The organism is Bradyrhizobium nanningense, from assembly GCF_004114535.1.
Taxonomy (GTDB): Bacteria; Pseudomonadota; Alphaproteobacteria; order Rhizobiales; family Xanthobacteraceae; genus Bradyrhizobium; species Bradyrhizobium nanningense.
Map to the genome: position 1 here is coordinate 172,345 of NZ_LBJC01000028.1, position 16,293 is coordinate 188,637.

General features: G+C 57.8%; 15 protein-coding genes. 5 read left to right on the forward strand and 10 right to left on the reverse strand.

Going from position 1 to position 16,293, the window contains the following annotated elements:
• Positions 1-135 precede the first annotated feature (135 nt).
• From XH84_RS23810 to XH84_RS23820, 3 genes are read left to right on the forward strand one after another with little or no spacing between them, the layout of a single operon-like run.
• Complete coding sequence (locus tag XH84_RS23810; protein WP_206734162.1) at positions 136-531, forward strand: hypothetical protein; 396 nt, start codon at positions 136-138, stop codon at positions 529-531.
• Between the two features lie 46 nt (positions 532-577).
• A complete protein-coding gene (locus XH84_RS23815) occupies positions 578-1,027 on the forward strand; it encodes a hypothetical protein (protein ID WP_128921318.1) in 450 nt (149 codons plus the stop codon).
• Positions 1,028-1,030: 3 nt separating this feature from the next.
• Positions 1,031-1,756, forward strand: a complete 726-nt coding sequence (locus XH84_RS23820) for an SOS response-associated peptidase (RefSeq protein WP_128921317.1) — start codon at positions 1,031-1,033, stop codon at positions 1,754-1,756.
• Positions 1,757-1,822: 66 nt separating this feature from the next.
• On the opposite strand, the gene XH84_RS41435 is transcribed toward XH84_RS23820, so the two are convergent.
• Positions 1,823-2,023 (reverse strand): tetratricopeptide repeat protein, encoded by a 201-nt coding sequence (locus tag XH84_RS41435; protein WP_347338884.1) that lies wholly within the window; start codon positions 2,021-2,023, stop codon positions 1,823-1,825.
• A gap of 401 nt (positions 2,024-2,424) precedes the next feature.
• Between XH84_RS41435 and XH84_RS23830 the strand changes: the two genes are divergently transcribed.
• Positions 2,425-2,949 (forward strand): hypothetical protein, encoded by a 525-nt coding sequence (locus XH84_RS23830; RefSeq protein ID WP_128921316.1) that lies wholly within the window; start codon positions 2,425-2,427, stop codon positions 2,947-2,949.
• 47 nt (positions 2,950-2,996) lie between these two features.
• On the opposite strand, the gene XH84_RS23835 is transcribed toward XH84_RS23830, so the two are convergent.
• From XH84_RS23835 to XH84_RS23875, 9 genes are all read right to left on the reverse strand, one after another.
• Entirely contained in the window at positions 2,997-4,406 is a 1,410-nt protein-coding gene (locus XH84_RS23835; RefSeq protein WP_128921315.1) for a DUF2130 domain-containing protein, read from the reverse strand.
• Between the two features lie 474 nt (positions 4,407-4,880).
• Positions 4,881-5,579 carry a PP2C family protein-serine/threonine phosphatase gene (locus XH84_RS41935; protein WP_430641948.1) on the reverse strand — a complete coding sequence of 233 codons (699 nt, stop codon included), beginning with the start codon at positions 5,577-5,579 and terminating at the stop codon, positions 4,881-4,883.
• A gap of 187 nt (positions 5,580-5,766) precedes the next feature.
• Positions 5,767-6,735 (reverse strand): PGN_0703 family putative restriction endonuclease, encoded by a 969-nt coding sequence (locus tag XH84_RS23845; RefSeq protein ID WP_128921313.1) that lies wholly within the window; start codon positions 6,733-6,735, stop codon positions 5,767-5,769.
• Between the two features lie 127 nt (positions 6,736-6,862).
• Positions 6,863-7,570 (reverse strand): hypothetical protein, encoded by a 708-nt coding sequence (locus XH84_RS23850; protein ID WP_128921312.1) that lies wholly within the window; start codon positions 7,568-7,570, stop codon positions 6,863-6,865.
• 39 nt (positions 7,571-7,609) lie between these two features.
• Positions 7,610-8,641, reverse strand: a complete 1,032-nt coding sequence (locus XH84_RS23855; protein WP_128921311.1) for an agmatine deiminase family protein — start codon at positions 8,639-8,641, stop codon at positions 7,610-7,612.
• 11 nt (positions 8,642-8,652) lie between these two features.
• Positions 8,653-9,498, reverse strand: a complete 846-nt coding sequence (locus XH84_RS23860; protein ID WP_128921310.1) for a hypothetical protein — start codon at positions 9,496-9,498, stop codon at positions 8,653-8,655.
• Between the two features lie 154 nt (positions 9,499-9,652).
• On the reverse strand, positions 9,653-10,672 hold the full coding sequence (locus XH84_RS23865; protein ID WP_128921309.1) for a hypothetical protein: 1,020 nt from the start codon (positions 10,670-10,672) through the stop codon (positions 9,653-9,655).
• 105 nt (positions 10,673-10,777) lie between these two features.
• Positions 10,778-11,614, reverse strand: a complete 837-nt coding sequence (locus tag XH84_RS23870; protein ID WP_128921308.1) for a pentapeptide repeat-containing protein — start codon at positions 11,612-11,614, stop codon at positions 10,778-10,780.
• A gap of 31 nt (positions 11,615-11,645) precedes the next feature.
• Entirely contained in the window at positions 11,646-12,641 is a 996-nt protein-coding gene (locus XH84_RS23875) for a helix-turn-helix transcriptional regulator (protein WP_128921307.1), read from the reverse strand.
• A 71-nt stretch (positions 12,642-12,712) separates the two neighbouring features.
• Between XH84_RS23875 and XH84_RS23880 the strand changes: the two genes are divergently transcribed.
• Positions 12,713-16,060, forward strand: a complete 3,348-nt coding sequence (locus XH84_RS23880; protein WP_128921306.1) for a TM0106 family RecB-like putative nuclease — start codon at positions 12,713-12,715, stop codon at positions 16,058-16,060.
• Positions 16,061-16,293: the final 233 nt, after the last annotated feature.

Below are 16,293 nucleotides of genomic sequence, written 5' to 3' on the forward strand. Positions count from 1 at the left end.
CTCCATTACTGATGCCGGATTCAAGACGAACGGCTTGCCTTGGTTCCGACATCCCGATCCGTCCGTCAGGCCGATTTTCGCACCTAGACCCTTGGACGGACTCGACTTTTGTTCACTTTATGTTCTAATTGAGAAATGACCAACCGACCCGCGAGCTGGCGCATGCCGACCCCGAAGCAGATGGAAAAGCTGGCCGCTGAAGCTGTCAGTAGGCCGAGCCCCTCCACTGCGGCTCCGGATGCGCCGCTTCCGGCCGGATACTGGCAATCCGTCCTCAAAGACCCTCGCGCCGGCACGACCGAGGCCCAGATACGGCAGCGGCGTCTTTCCGAAATTCAGCGCCACGTGCTGCGCGTCTCCTGCCGCCGCTGCGAGCGGACCGTGGAAATCCAGACCGCCGATGCCGTCCGACTGTATGGCGACAACGCGCTCTGGAAAGACGTGGCGCAGCGGTTGCTCGACAACACCTGCCAGCAGCGCACCGGCAGGCATGAAGAGGACGGGTGCTGGCCAGCGTTCGAGTCGCCGTAGTCGCTCTGCATTTGCCGATCCGATCTCTTTGCGCCTGGATGTCCGGATGGCCCCGAAGTATCACCCTACGCCCCTGTCGGGCGGCGATCGCAAGGCTCTGGCGAAAGAGCTCGGCAAGGCACGCGCGATGGCCAACATCCTGGCTGCCCAATCGGCGGAACTGCGGGCCAAAGGCGAGGCGATGATCCAGCAAGCCGATAGGCTGCTTTGCGAAAGCTGGAACGAGCGGATGTGGAGCGACGGCGAACCGATCGATCCGTCGCCAACCATCGATCAGGCCGTCAATGGAGGCTTCCCCTGGCTGGAGATCAGGTGCGCGCGCTGCAAGACGCCGAGCGACGTGGACCTCGCGGCGATGAAGCACCCGCCGACCACCTTCGTGCACGATCTCGCCAGCCGGCTGCGCTGCCGCAAATGCGCCAAGGCGGGCCGGCGTCCATCCGCGACTCTGCTACAGTTGACATGGCAGCCGCGCCACCCTCGAACCGAATCCTGACCGATGTGCAATCTTTACTCGATCACGACCAACCAAGCCGCGATCAGCGCGCTGTTTCGTGTCATGAACCGCTACGTCGGCAATCTAGCGCCGATGCCGGGCGTCTTTCCGGATTACAAGGCGCCGATCGTGCGCAACGGCGCCGAAGGCCGCGAGCTCGCTACGGCGCGATGGGGGATGCCATCGTCATCAAAGGCGCTGATGGACGCCACGAAGAAACGAGCCGTAAAGCTGCAGGCCAAGGGCAAGACAGTGGACTTCAAGGAATTGCTCAGAATGGAGCCGGACGGCGGGACGACCAACATCCGCAATGTGAAGAGCAAACACTGGACGCGATGGCTGGGGACCGAAAGCCGCTGTGTGGTGCCTTTTAACTCCTTCAGCGAGTTCAACAAGGCCGAGGGCGGCGATATCTGGTTCGCGCTCGATGAGAGCCGTCCCCTCGCCTGCTTCGCCGGCATCTGGACCAACTGGACATCTGTCCGGAAGGTCAAGGAAGGTGAGACGGCTAACGACCTCTACGCATTCCTCACGACAGAGCCGAACGCCGAGGTCGGTGCCATCCACCCGAAGGCGATGCCCGTGATCCTAACGACACCGGACGAAGTCGAAGCCTGGATGACGGCAGCTCCGGACGAGGCCTTGAAGCTGCAGCGGCCGCTTCCGGACGGATCGCTAAAAATCGTCGCTCGCGGCGTCAAGGAAGACCCGATCCGGCCGCCAACGTAGTCACGCCGTGTGGCCGGGCCCGACTGCGATTGCCCACAATGAACGGGATCTAAGGCGGGCTGTTCGCTAAACGATCTTGCGCAAAGAGTCGGCCCTGCGTTTCACGCCGACCTTGGGATCGAGTGACAGCGCTTTGTCGTAGCAGGCGAGTGCCTCCTTGAGATCGGCGAGCGCCTCGAGGCAGGTGCCGCGCGACCGCAGTAGCCGCGCCCGCGTGCGATCGTCACGGGCACCAAGTTTGCCGAGTGCGACATTCGCAGTACTGATAAGCCTTTATTAGAGACCTTATCAGTCCAAGAACTGCCTCCAATTGCGACCAGATCTTATAGTCGACCGAAGGTCTCGCAATGCCTCACACCGTCTGAACTCCAAGACTGCTAGGACGCTTCTGCGACGCCCTTTCTTTGACGCATGGTAGCGGATGTAAGGGCTCCCTTTGATTTTACGCTGCGCCGTCGCGGCCGGTTGGGGGGGGGAATTCAAGGCCCGCAGCATCAGCAGCCATACGCAAAAAAGGCCCCGCGCTAGGGCTCCCTTTGCGATGCAAGTGGATGCCATTCCCGGCAAGCGGTGTCGTCTATTTCCACCGACCCTTCCGGCGGGGTGGTGCAGAGATCTAACGAGAACGCTAAAATCGACCCGTAGCAAAGTCTTTCGATGGATCGCGAATGCTGTCACTAGAACCCGAACAACAGTTTTTGCTGAGAGAGCTATGGACACTCGCTTGGGCGGCATCGGTGCAACGCGCCAACCTGTATGCACCAGGTTCAAGACAGACCGGGCAACTGCGCGACATGCTCCAGGAGTTCATTACAACTCGGATACTTCCGCATTACGTTGGATCCTGCACCGAGCGGCAGCATTATCTCAACCTTGCGCAGCTGGTGGAATTCGGAACAGGGGCTCTCCCAGACTCCTTGCGAGACGGACGTTACAGATACGGCGTCGCTCAAAAGCTCCTCAATCTCGTGCTCAAGTACCACTGGTGCCTCGGCCAGATCTCCGAGCCGCCGCATTGTCCGATCGACAGGATCATCATCGAAAAGACCCACCTGCGCGGACGCGTCAACTGGACCGAGATCGTTGACGAGGACCAATATCGCGCGGTTATCGAAGCGGTTCGGCGCAAGGCCGAGCCGGAAAGCATTGCCCGCTGGGAACTGCGGAACTATCGCCGCCGCTCAAGCTTGTAGCGCTTGAACTAAGTAGGCAACCGCGCGCCTCTCGGCACAGCTCCTATTCACTCGGCGGCCTCAGCGGGTTGATTCTTAAGCTCCGCAAATTTCGCCGCCATCGTCGGATTGCCCCGAGTCAGCTTCTTGATCGTCACATCCTGCGCCTTATCATTCGCGAGGCGTAGGTTGCGGTCCGCGCCGATCAACGCATCCTTGGTTTTCTGCAGGTGATCGATGGACTTGTCGATCTCAGCGATCGCCGTTTGGAAGTGCCTGGAAGCAAGATCGTAGTTCTTCGAGAATGCGGTCTTGAACGTCTCAAGCTGACTTTCAAACTGGGTGATGTCGATATTCTGCGCCTTCACAAGCGCCAGTTCGGTCTTGTACTTGAGTGAATTGATGGCCGCATTCCGCAAGAGCGTAATCATTGGCAGGAAGAACTGCGGCCGGATGACGTACATTTTCGGGTAGCGGTGGAAGACATCAACGATGCCGGTATTGTAGAGCTCGTTGTCCAGTTCAAGCAATGAGACCAGGATAGCGTATTCGCAACCTTTCTCGGTCCGATCACGGTCAAGCTCCTTGAGGAAGTCCTCGTTCTTGCTCTTCGTCGCGGTTCTATCGCTTGCGTTCTTCATCTCGAACATTATCGAGATGATCTCGGTGCCGGCCTCGTCCAAGTCCCGGAAGATGTAATCGCCCTTGCTTCCGGTCCGCGCGTCATTGTCCTTCTCGAAATAAGCCCGCGGAAACGCCATCGAGCGCACGCGGTTGAACTCGGTCTCGCAGTGCTGTTCGAGGGTCTCGCCGATCATCTTGGTCGAGAGGCGGGCCTTCATATCCTTAAGGCGCTCGATCGCATCATCGCGATCCTTGATCTGCGTTTCGTACTTGTCCTTCAGCGACTGTTCGGAGAGCTGCTTTTCAAGCTGGACCTGCTTGATGCCGTTTTTCAGCTCATCGCGTTCTTTCTCGATCGCGCCGACCGCTTCAGTGACGGCGAGCTTCTTTTCAAGCTCAAGGGCCAGAAGCTTGGCCTTTAGCTCCTGGATTTCTTTTTCCTTGGCAGCAGTGATTTTATGCTGCTCGCTGGCCAGAAGCGCTTCGGCAAGCTCCGAGGCCGCCTTCTTTTCGCGCTCGGACTCGGCCAGCGCGTTCGCGAGCCTGTCCCGCTCCTTTTCGACGGAGCTAAGCGCTTCGCTAACCGCTAGCTTCTGGGCAACGCCGCTCCCCTCGAGCTTGGACTTCAACTCCAGGATTTCTGCGTCCTTGGCGGCCGCGGCCTGCTGCAGATCATTGCTCACCTGGGCTTTGGCCAACTCAACAGCGACCTGCTTCTCACGCTCGGCCAGTTCGAGCCGTTCGTGGAGCTGTTCTGCAAAATCGGCGTCACGGACCTGCTTCAGAATATCCGCGTAACCGGACTCATCGACCTTGAAGGCCTTGTCACAGTGGGGACAGATGACCTCGTGCATGGTTCCTGACTGGATTGTGGTCGCTGCTGTTGTGATTTCAAAATGGCATGGGCCGGCAGAATCGCACCGCACGAGAACAAAATTAGAACGAGAAAATTTGGAGGGTCAAGCCGGAAGCGGTCATTTTGCGCATCTGCTCGGGGAAATCCCCTGCTTCTTAAGGCTAATCATGCCCGCTCGCGAAAACATAGACTTATTGCGGCTAACGCCAGCGCGCCTGTTGGTCTCTAAAGCGTTGCGCCGACGTCCGATCGTCGTCCACATCTTCGGGTTCCTCGACCTCGAGGCAGAGCATCAGCAGCGCTACCGAAACCGGCCTTCTCTCGCCCTTTGCTCCCTCGGTGCTTCTCGTCCACATAGTCCACTAATGGACAGAACGTACCTGCGCGTCCCGGCGTCGAAGCTCTTGGAGGACAGTTATCGCTGTTATAGAGGGTTGGTTTTACAGCCGGCCAGCCAACCCGGTTTGGCCGATTATGCGACCGCAACGCTTACTAGAACCGAAATGTTATCTCGGCTTCCGCGCGAGATGCCTTGCCGGACGAGCTTCTCAACCATGGCGGCGGGATGTGCCAACTCCCGAAACAGCATTGCTAGCTCACTATCATCGAGAGCCTCTGTTAGCCCATCAGTGCACAACATGAGACACTCGCCGACCTCGAAGGGTGGCCCAGCAAAGACATGCGGCATGATCCCCAACGGAAACTCAGACCCGCCCAAACATTGCGTAATTCCCCGGGGTCTATCGGCTCTGCGGTCCACTGCCATGGGCACGTCGTCCTGACTGACTCTGACCAGGCATCCGCGGCTAAATCTATAGCCTCGGCTGTCCCCGACGTTGAAGCTCAGCACGGCCCGTTCCTGCACAACGAATCCCGCGATCGTCGTCCCCATCCCAAGGCAGGTAGGCTCGCGCATCAGGCCGTAAAGGTGCTCGTTCGCAGCGTGTAGCGCCTCTTCGCAGGCAGCTTCACTTCGAACCAAGCGAGCGTCAGACCCCAGGAATTGAAGCGCCGATCGACTGGCGAGAGCCCCTTGCGGGCGACCGCCTATACCATCCGCGACGGCAAGGGCTTGGGGCGTGCCGCTCAGTCGAATCGTGATCACATCCCGCAGATTTTCTTGGAATACAGAACCATCGGCAAATATTGCGTCCTGGTTCTCCTCGCGCACCCGTCCCCGATGCGTAAACAAGGCAGTGTCGTAGACCCGGCTATTCAACTTTTACCACTGACCTCGTTCTTGGCGCGGCTCAGACAGCTCTTCATTCGCAGGAGCACGGCGAAGTAAGCGTCCAACTGCTCGGCCGCGCAACCCAACGCTATTTTTCAACATCGTTGTTCTCTTCCAACGCGCGGCATTAGTCCGCTCCATCGAGATAGCGATAGCGCTCCGTGAGGTAGACCGCCCAAGCATCGCTTGAGGGTACAGAACTGATGAGGGGCACGAACAGTTCTTCCGTAGGACAATTGATGAAGTCCCCCGGCTCGCTCAGAAACGTACGGAACACCTCGAAAGCGTCATCGCCGAACCGGCGAAGCGCGGGCGCGGTCACTCGATGCAAAGAACGGTTCTCCTTTGGAGAAATGTGAAGAATCCGCACCTTTGTTGCACCATCCAGCCTCGCCTTCTGCATCTGAAAAGCAAGCATCTGCTGCCGCAATAGCTGATAGAACGGCTCCCAAAAGAAGTCTTCCAAAATAAGACCAAGGTCAGCGCGAACGGGGCCGTTCGGAGCAAATGCCAAGTCTCTGTAGCGTTGAATCCGAGTTGGATTTCCGCTTGCGGATATGGGCGCCCCATACTGCTCCGTGTATTTCCATTCGATGAGAAGAGTTTCAAGTTCGCCTGCACACTCGAACTTGACGACGGCATCCGCGCTAGTCGAATTCGATCCTCGCCTGAGGCTTCCATCTGGGCCTGCTTCATTGAGGAAATCGCGCCCGCCCCCATTCCACTCAAATGCGACGTACCATGGACGCCCGTCGGGTCCATCTTCAACTGGAAGCATTCTGACCTCGCTTGACTTCAACGCCGTCCTGACGAGCCGGGCGAGAACCTCGGGTCGCTCCGCGAGAGGCATTAAGAAGTTGAGGCAACACACCTGAGATGAGAGCGCGTGATTCGCATGCGTATGCCAAGTTATTTTCTTGGCTTCGAAGTACCTCGGCGCAATATCGCGGATTGAAGGCGCTAGGTTTAGAAACTTGGCATCGGCGGCGAACCGGTAGTCAGAGTTCTTGTAGCGAGAGCGATCGGGATGAGTCTCATCGAAGTGGGCGACTTGTTGCAAACGCTGCCTCAGCTCAAAACTAGTGATCTTGTTCATATTCGCGAATTGCCCTGCTTAGAAGAACCCAGTCGGTTCAGGTTGAGGTCTTAGCCAGATACGCGGGAGCGCCGTAAAGACAAACGACTTTTCGCATCCTTTTCGGGCCAGCGCTTTTAAAGGGAAATCAGGTGAAGTTTTCGATAAGGCTTGGCGAGACGAGGGTAGCAGATCCCCTTACGATGGTACGTGAGATAGAATAAACCGAAGCCAAGAATTCAGAGTCGCGCTCGCTCGCTATGCGCTCGACAACAAACTTGGCGGCATCTGGATCACATCGAATGATACGGTCGACATGTCTGCCCACCTTGTCCGAGAGTGCGTGTGTTCTTCGATCGCTGTTCACTTGAGGCGCAACGCCATCTCGCCGCGTCAAATGAAACTTGATGGGTTTTCCGGCAGCATCAATTTCTCGCAGCAAAGTCGATTTTGATAGCTGTTTGGTTTGACCGCTCGGTGGATGCGCAACTACGAGCAGCCGGATATCTTCGGGTCGCTTGGGCAATGCTAACTTCACCATGTCCTTGATCAATCGCTGATCATTGAGATTCTTCTCTTTCAAGAGCTTAAATTCCAGAAAGAGCTTCTCGGCTTTGCCCTCGGCGTAGAGATCTATATTGACGTCCCCCTTATTCAAACCTTCGAGCTTCCACTCACACCATTCACCGCTTATCCGCCAGCGCGGGTCTCGCCTAAGGAATTCGAAAAGGGGAATAACGAGCAAAGCTTCGCTAAGCAGACTTTCATCGAACCCAGATCTTGCTCTCTCTGCCAGCCAGCTCGTCGTGGCCGCGCCGAGACTTTTGCCCAAATTGATGATTTCGGACTGGTCCATAATCCTCCCCTTCCAGCCATTCGCTACGCATATCGAGTTCTACAGTCGGAGAGCTTTTGGCACATCCTTCGTTAAGCAATGCACGCCACCACCACCCCTGGCGATGTGATCAATACGGAGCATTCTGACTGTCCTCGTCGGGAACGCCTGCTGCAAGGCCCGGCAGGCGGCCTCGTCGCGTTCCGGATCTCCGAACCGCCCCGTTATAACAGCACCATTCGCAATATACGCGTTCAGATAGCAAGGTGCGAACGTTTCATTTGAGAACCGCAAATAGCGGTCGCGTGGTGGCAGTACAACTTTCACGGCTAGTCTGCGCCCCTTCGCATCGAGCTGACCGCGCAACGTGTCGATTTCAATCTGCCTGCGACGTCCCTCAGGCGTTTCCTCTCGATCGACTCCTTCGACAAGAAGCCTGCTATCGGCGGCGAACAGAACATAGCCATCGACATGTCCGCTCGTGATCGGTTCGTCCGAATCTCCTTCCAGCCATACAACCTTGCTGATTCCAAAGGCGGCGAGGCTCTGCTCGATTGCTTGCATCTGGTCCTCCTGTGTCCGCCCGAAAGCCTTGTTGCGGTTGGGATTGAGCAGACAACTTTTCGTGGTTATGACCATGCCCTGCCCGTCGGTAGCAAGCGCCCCTCCCTCGGCAATGAAGGATGCGGGAACGAACGGAATTGACAAGGATGCCGCCAATAAGCCTGCCAGTCGGTCACCAGGACGTGCGGGACGAACTCGTCCCGATCCCCACCCATTAAAATTCCAGTCGATGGCGCAAAGCCGACCATTCTGAAGAGCATAAGTCGGGAGAATATCGCGCATCCAAATGTCATCGACGGGAGCCGGAATAATTTCGACAGTCTCACTGAAGGCCTGCTGCTTTGCGTCAGCGAGAAAATCCGGCGGTACCAGTAGCCGGACCGGTTCGTGATCCGCGACCGCGGAGATGATTTCGCGAAGCTCGCGCTTCACCATTTCGGTATACGAGCCCCATTCCCGATGAACCGCCCAGGACATGAAGCAAAAATCATGCGGCTCCCATTCGGCGGGTATCCTGATCGCGGACATGACAGCTGGCTCTATGACGTCCCGAGAGCGATTGCCTGGGGAGCAATTCGCAGCCTTCCTTCGAACAAGCTTCCGTCACGAGCGATCTTTTCGAGCCCTAAGGAAAAACCTTTTGCAGAAAGCGCTCGAACCAGGTCCTGTATCAACGAATTCAAAGGCAGCGATCTGGCATTGCAACACGCCTCCCCATCTAGCCCGAGCATCTTGTCGTCGGTCCAAAAGAATTGATCACAGTAAGCCAGCGCCTTTCTAATTCTCGGATTTCCAGCAACCGTTTCGCACAGCGCCGGCCCGCAACCGGACCAATGCGCAAATCCGACAACAACGTCGTAGGAGTCCCGGATGTGCGGCAAGATATCAGGCCAATCAATCCGGCTAAGCCCACAGGAGCTGATATCAATGAGCGCCAGAGATGCGGATGCATCCCTCTGAGAATTGATTGCCCGCACGTGAAGACCTATGTGACCGTGACCATCAAGGTGAAACGAAAACTGTCCGACGCAGGGGTCGAATTCATACCACTCCGTTACGGCACTAAGCGCGGCTCCGACGCTTCGTGTCAAAGTTCGGAGAGAGAATACATCGTCCCAGATCACTGTCCGTCCGACTGACGCAGGGAGGCTGCTGCCGATCTCGCTGACCCTAAAACTCCAAAGATCGACGGATACGGCCTGGTCGTCCGGAAAGCATTGTCCGCTCGTCGTTGCAAAAAGACAGCCATGCCGAAGCTCATCATCGAGAATGATCGGCGAGTGCTGGATTGCGTCGCTCGTCCCAGCGTCTCGTCCACAGATCAGCGGCAAGACCGAGCAGATGCCCACTCCACCGATAAGGCTGCGTCGAGAAAGGCCTTTCAAGATGATCTCCACAATCCTTGGGTGAATGCACAATGAATGATGCGAAATTGTTGTCAAATAGCTCTAATTCCCAGACAGATTGTCGTATCTGCAGCTCCTTGCACCTTCAACGATGCCGCAGGCCTTAGCTGCCGTAAGCGCGCTGATGTCCAGTTTAAACGTCAACTTTGACTCCAGAACCATCGGTCATCACGGCGAATCTTAACAATTCGATGTCATGCTCTTTCATTGCAGCGTGAATGTCATTTGGAAGCACTCGGTCTTTCGGAATTACCAAGAATTTGCGCGGCTTCGGTTGTTCTGCCGAGTGAACAATGAGCTGTCCGATGGCGGTATAGAGAACCTGTCGGTCAACTGACGTCTTAGCTTCGTAAACTTCGGTCAGCACCCCGCTGTCCCGAACAGCGAGATCGATTAGATTGGTATTGTAGATGACCTCGCTCGGCGTTTTCAATTTGCTGCGCTTGCGGTACAGTTCGTCGATCACATCGCCATGATAGCTCAGGTATTCAACGGTGCTGTCGAGGTAACCCGTTTTCAAGCCGGCGAACTCGGGGCTGAAGTTTTGAAGCTCCTCGACAAGTTCGCGAAACTTCGGATCTTCATGATGCCCTTGTTTCACGAATTCTTTGAACAAGGCGACTCTTTTTACGAATCGTTCAACTCTCCCGACGAATGTTTCGCGATCGAGAGAACCAATCACAATTCCTGAACGCTGGGTACCGCCGGATGCATCCAAGACAGGAACAACCGGACTGCGGCTCCAGGCCAGGAAGGCGGTTTTGCCCACTCCCTTGGCTCCGCCACCAACCTTGCCGGTGTGCATTAGGTAGATCTTCTTGGTAGCCGGATCACGCGCGAAAAAGCCGGACACTCTCCCACTGTTGTCGTCGACAGCGATGTTTAGCTCGACAGTGGGAGTTTGAGCGGAACGAGATTCGTCGTAGATCCCAAGCGCGTTCCAATATCTTGGAATTTTTGCGTCCTTTAACGTCAGTGTTCTTTCACCGTACCAAAGATGGCCATCCCCCTTCGTAAAGAGTTCTAGATCGTCATTGCCGCCTGGGAATCCCACGGTTTGGACGCCTACCGAAGGCGATGCGCTCCGCACGATGCTTGACAACGTCTTCTGAAGGCGCGCTTTCTCGTTTTTGGCAATAATCAATTCAAGCATTCACTATCCTCCTCTAACACGATCAGATCGTCCAGTTTCTTAGAGCGACTCAGCCCACAGGGGGCTCACACGCCGAATCGTTTCGCCGCACCATGTATGTTGGTCTTAAACATCATCCCGCGGCTTCTGCAGACCTATCGTACCTGCCGGCGTACCAGGCCACGTGCAGTCGGGGCCAATAGTGGCGCCGGAGAAGTCGGCGCGATCAAATGCAAAACGGAATCGCGTCGCGTTGACGGTTGTGTTCCCGAACTTCGTTCGTATCAGCCGTGATCCCGCGAAAGAGTTCGGACAGTAGATGGCGTCGCCATCGAAGCGCGAGCAGGAAAGGTCCGCATCTACCAGCGACGCATGCGTGAACTGGGCGCCACAGAAATTCCCTCTCACCCGCGCCTGCTTGAAATCAGCGAGATCGAGATCCGTGTTGATGAAAGTGGCGGTGGGCGAAAAGTCGTCGGCAGAAACGTCTCCGGTCTGCCTTGCGGCTGGCCAGCCCCAGACCACGTGATTGCACAGAGCCCGACGCAAGGTTGCACCGCTAAAGACCGGGGCAGAAAGAAAGGACGATGTCATCCGTGCACCCTGGAGCGAGGCGTGGTGGAAACTCAATTCATTGCCCCTGATGCCGGAAAGATCCGCGCCCGTGAAATCGGCGCCTCGCAGATCCACAGTGCCCGGCTGGTCCGAGAGAAAATCGAGTCCCGAGAGGTCGCAGTTCGCGAGGACTGCTCGGGCGCCTTCTGTCTCGTTCGTGAGCCACCGGAAATGCAGGTCGATTGCTTCGGCGAGACCCGATTGCGTGACGCGCAGTTTGCGGTGCCTCGCAACAACCGGGCTGGCAATGCCCGGCCCTGCGCCAAGGAGGCATGCTGCCGCAAGAACGGTACGTCTGGCAAAGCGTTGCATGAAATGATCCAGCGGCTGTTTCGCTATCTCCAGCATGCACTCGCCCGGTGACAGATTCTGGCATGTCTTATGGAAGAGCCGGGAAGTCGGAGCGCCTGTAGAGAAGCACCATCTTCCTCAGCGCTTCCGGTGCCAGCACCTCGACTTGGTCACCCCACATATATAGGTGCCAGCACATTTCGAGATGACCGGAGGCCCAGAAGCGCACAATGAGCGAGCCATCGGGTTGGCTTTCGAACACCTGGCTGGGGTGGAAAGCGAAGGCACGCGCATGATCGGCTGCGGAGGGCGTGAAACGCCAGACTACCTCGCCAAATTCCGTATCATTGTGGAAAGCACCAAAAGCCTTTCGCGCGTGTTCGTGCAGGTCGAAGCCTGGATCGCGAACGAAGCTCTCGCCCGTCAGCTCACCCGACTGGATGCGCTCCGCCACAAAGTGTCGGAGCGGACCACCGGCATCGTCTTTCGCCCTTGCAACCAGATAGCGCCGGATTCCGATCAGAACACCATAGGGCTCAACCACACGCATGCTCGGCTCCGCGGCCCCTCGGGAATGATACGTGATCCTGAGCCTCCGCGAGGATTTGATGGCATTCGAGATGACAGCGGCGATTTCCGGTCTGATCCTGGCAGCCGGACCCGGCCGGGAGGCAAGGCCCTGAGCCTCCAGCAGCACCTCATGATCGGTCTCAACCCTCGCCATTTTGCTGCGCGGCACAAGCGCGAGGATTTTTTCCTTCAGACGCCGCAGCTCGGCAGCCTCGAGGCCGGACGCCGTGCGCTGAAGGGTCTCGATCGCCAGATCCAGTGCCGCAAGTTCTTCGGGCGACAAAGTCAGCAGGTCCCGTACCGCGCTGGTCTGAAGCCGCCAGCGCTTGAGTCCCTGCTCGTCGTAGCCTGACGCGGTGTCCGGAAACTGCGCTTCCAGCGCCTGCATCATGCGCTGGGCGGTACGCCGCGAGATCTCGAAACGCTCCTCGACATCCGCGAGCGTCACGCCCGAACGATGCGCCATGACGTAGGTCGTAAGATCGAGAAATTGTTGAGCTTTTTCGAAAGACATGACTGCCAACCGCAGGGGTGACAGCTATTGTCATCCATACCCGTTACGGTAGTCTTACACACGGGGGAGTTATGCGAGTTCAGGGGCAGCAGGTCCTTCTATCGGCGTCCGATCTGATGCGTTTCATGTCTTGCAAACATGCGACAGCGCTGGATTTGCGGTTTGCCCGGGGCGAGGATCTGGTCCCCACCGAGGACAGTGAAGACGCCCAGCTTCTTCAAAAATACGGGGACGATCACGAGCTCCGCTACCTCTCGGCCCTGAAGGCCGATGGCCAGAAGGTTCTTGAGCTCAACCGCGACAGCGACCTTGCGACCGCGGTGAAAAAAACACGCGAGGCTCTGGCGACTGGCCCAGACGTTGTCTTCCAGGGTGCTCTGCTCAGCCTTCCGTGGGGCGGCTGGTCGGATTTTCTTATCCGTGTTGAGCGGCCTTCTGCCCTTGGCTCGTTCTCGTACGAAGTGGTTGATACTAAGCTTAAACGCAAGCCGGATCCCAAGCACATCCTGCAGCTCGTGCTCTATTCCGATCTTCTGTCCGAAATTCAGCACCTCGAGCCCGAACATGCGCATGTCGAACTCGGCAACGGGAAGCGCTTTTCATTCCGTCTGAACGAGTACGCCGCATATTCACGTTATGCGCGGCAGCGGCTCGAGCAATTCGTGGTCGCGCCTCCGACAACGACGCCGGATCCCGTCAAAATGTGCGGGCTCTGCCGCTGGCGCGATACTTGCGAGAAATTCTGGAATGAGACCGACAGCCTCTCATTGGTGGCCGGGATCAGCCGCAGCCAGCGCGGCAAGCTGCTCGCCTCTGGCGTCACCACGATGACCCAGCTCGGGCAACTCAGGCAGCGCATTCCCAAGCTTGCCGAAGCGACCCTGCAGAAGCTCGCCGCCCAGGCGCGGCTGCAGACCCTGCGGCGCGCGGGCGGGCCCCCGTCTTTCGAGCTGAAACCGTTCGACCCCAATCGCGGCCTCGCGCTGTTGCCGAAACCCGATCCGGGCGATGTCTTCTATGACATCGAGGGCGATCCTTATTTCGAAGGCGGCCTCGAATATCTCCATGGCCTGTGGTTTCAGGATGGTGGCAACGGCGTCTTTAGAGATTTTTGGGCCCATGATCGGGCGGCCGAGGGCGAATCTCTAAGGAAACTGATGACGTTCTTCGCCGACAGGCTCGAGGAGTACCCCGGCGCCCACATCTACCACTATGCCGCGTATGAGATTTCGGCGCTTCGCCGCTTGACTTGCAGTCACGGCGTCGGTGAGGCTCTGCTTGATCAGATGCTGAGGGACCATCGTTTCGTCGATCTCTACACCGTCGTCTCGGGCAGTCTCACTGCCTCGGAGTCCGCCTATTCACTGAAAAACCTCGAAGTGTTCTACATGGAGGCGCGGGCCGGCGAGGTGAAGACGGCCGGCGCAAGCGTTGTCGCCTATGAGAACTGGCGCGACAGCCAGGATCCGAAGATCCTGCGCGAGATTCGCGACTACAATAGGGACGATTGCATCTCGACGCAGAAGCTGCGCGACTGGCTCGTGTCCAGCGTGAGGCCCGCAAACATGCAATGGGGCCCCCTGGGCGGGCCAAACGGCAAAGGCGACGGCAGACGCAACTCCGTCCATGACGATGAAGCAGCGGTCGCGGCCCTGCGGAAGAAGCTCGTCCCCATTCGCGATCGATATGGGGAAGCTATCGCCGATCTGCTGTTCGATCTCAGCCGCTTCCACCCCCGTGAAAAGAAGCCAGCCTGGTGGGCCATCTTCGACAAGATGAGCAAAGATGTTGACCATCTGATCGAGGACGCGGAATGCCTGGGCGGACTGGTTGCCAAAACACGGACCATCGACGCGGGCCGTTCCTGGGAGCGCACCTATGACTTTCCCGATCAGGAGAGCAAGCTCAAGCCGGGCGACTGCCACATCGAGGTGGATGGGCTGCCTGCCTCAGTCAATCTGATCAACCTCGATCACGCCCGCCGCACGGCTACGGTTCGGTTCTCTCAATCGCGCTTCCGCGAGGCGCCGAAATTCATCTCACTGCTGCCGGGACGTCCCCTCGACACGGATGCGATCGAGGGCGCAATCGAACGCGGGGTTGACTCTTTCATTCGCGGCGATGGGCGCTACCCGGCCATCCGCGATTTCATCACCCGATCCTCGCCCCGGTTTACGAACGCGCGCCGTCTAAAAGCTGTCGTAGATGCAGGCAAGATGTTTGTGACGGAGGTCGTTTCGGCGGTCGCGGAGCTGGATTGCAGCGTGCTGCCAATCCAGGGCCCCCCAGGAACGGGCAAGACCTATGTCAGTTCATGCGCGATCCTCGAACTCGTGCGCCGCGGCAAGCGCATCGCCGTCGCATCGCACAGCCACAATGCGATCGACAATCTCCTCTATGCAGTTCTGGATCGCGCAGCCGAGACCGGCACGACGGTCAGCATGGCCAAAAAGGGCGGCGGCGATTTCGACGCCAGGTACGGTGACCTGATCCACCAAACAGAAAGAAATGAGGATGCGCGGCTATTGTCAGCGTCGGTCGTGGGCGGCACGGCTTGGCTCTTTTCTCGAGTCGATTTTGAGGCTAGCTTCGACTACCTGTTTGTAGACGAGGCCGGACAGGTCTCGATCGCAAACACCGTGGCGATGGCGACCTGTGCGAAGAACGTCGTGCTGGTCGGTGATCCGATGCAGCTGTCGCAGCCGATCCAAGGTGCGCATCCCGGGGAGAGTGGCCAGTCGGCGCTTGAATATCTCCTCTCCGGTCATAATACGGTTCCGGTGGATCGCGGGATTTTTCTGCCCACGTCACGCCGGATGCACCCGGACATTTGCCGCTTCATTTCGGATTTCGTCTACGAAGGGCGGTTGAATAGCGATGAGGGAGCTGCCCAGCAGTGCATCATCGGCGAGACTTATCCCCTGCGTACGGGAGCCCGTCTGATCGAGGTTCCGCACGCGGGAAACGCGCAGAGCTCGCACGAGGAAATCGCGGCGATTCGAATTGAACTGCAGCGCCTGCTGGCATGTAAGTTCCGCGACCGTGCTGGACACGAGAGGAGATTAAGCCTCGATGATGTTCTGATCGTCGCTCCCTATAATCTTCAGGTTAACGCGCTCAAGGCGGCCCTGCCATCGGGTGCGCGGGTCGGAACGATTGATAAATTTCAGGGCCAGGAGGCTCCGGTCTGCCTGATCTCGATGACCACATCGTCAGGCGACGAAATCCCACGAGGCGTAGACTTTCTCTTCAGCATCAACCGCATTAACGTCGCAATCTCACGGGCGCAGGCTCTCTCGTTGATATTTGCGAGCCCACGATTGCTTGAGGTGGCCTGCAATACTGTCGAGGACATGCGGCTGGTCAACAGTCTCTGCGCGCTGCGGGAGCTTGATAGCGAAACACGTGTCGTGCGTTGATGTGGGGGATAAGAATCGCACGGTGGGCAGCAATACGTTGCTTGTCGCTTGCGCCCCTGCGTCGCAACGCCTTGGTTAAGGGGCCCCGCTGTTGCCCCTCCTCGAGCTTCAGCCTGGGCCAACACCCGTAGCATAACCGAGGTGCCGATCTCGGCGTCCGGCCTATCTTGAGGATTTCCATCCCTTCGGCCCGGAGGTCGCGTATGCGCGCTTCAACGGAAGCCTTGACTGGG

Excerpts from the sequence above, each read along its gene's own strand:
- XH84_RS23810 (WP_206734162.1), top strand. The coding sequence starts at position 136 with ATGACCAACCGACCCGCGAGCTGGCGCATGCCGACCCCGAAGCAGATG.
- XH84_RS23815 (WP_128921318.1), top strand. The coding sequence starts at position 578 with ATGGCCCCGAAGTATCACCCTACGCCCCTGTCGGGCGGCGATCGCAAG.
- XH84_RS23820 (WP_128921317.1), top strand. The coding sequence starts at position 1,031 with ATGTGCAATCTTTACTCGATCACGACCAACCAAGCCGCGATCAGCGCG.
- XH84_RS23830 (WP_128921316.1), top strand. The coding sequence starts at position 2,425 with ATGCTGTCACTAGAACCCGAACAACAGTTTTTGCTGAGAGAGCTATGG.
- XH84_RS23835 (WP_128921315.1), bottom strand. The coding sequence starts at position 4,406 with ATGCACGAGGTCATCTGTCCCCACTGTGACAAGGCCTTCAAGGTCGAT.
- XH84_RS23845 (WP_128921313.1), bottom strand. The coding sequence starts at position 6,735 with ATGAACAAGATCACTAGTTTTGAGCTGAGGCAGCGTTTGCAACAAGTC.
- XH84_RS23850 (WP_128921312.1), bottom strand. The coding sequence starts at position 7,570 with ATGGACCAGTCCGAAATCATCAATTTGGGCAAAAGTCTCGGCGCGGCC.
- XH84_RS23855 (WP_128921311.1), bottom strand. The coding sequence starts at position 8,641 with ATGTCCGCGATCAGGATACCCGCCGAATGGGAGCCGCATGATTTTTGC.
- XH84_RS23865 (WP_128921309.1), bottom strand. The coding sequence starts at position 10,672 with ATGCTTGAATTGATTATTGCCAAAAACGAGAAAGCGCGCCTTCAGAAG.
- XH84_RS23870 (WP_128921308.1), bottom strand. The coding sequence starts at position 11,614 with ATGCTGGAGATAGCGAAACAGCCGCTGGATCATTTCATGCAACGCTTT.
- XH84_RS23875 (WP_128921307.1), bottom strand. The coding sequence starts at position 12,641 with ATGTCTTTCGAAAAAGCTCAACAATTTCTCGATCTTACGACCTACGTC.
- XH84_RS23880 (WP_128921306.1), top strand. The coding sequence starts at position 12,713 with ATGCGAGTTCAGGGGCAGCAGGTCCTTCTATCGGCGTCCGATCTGATG.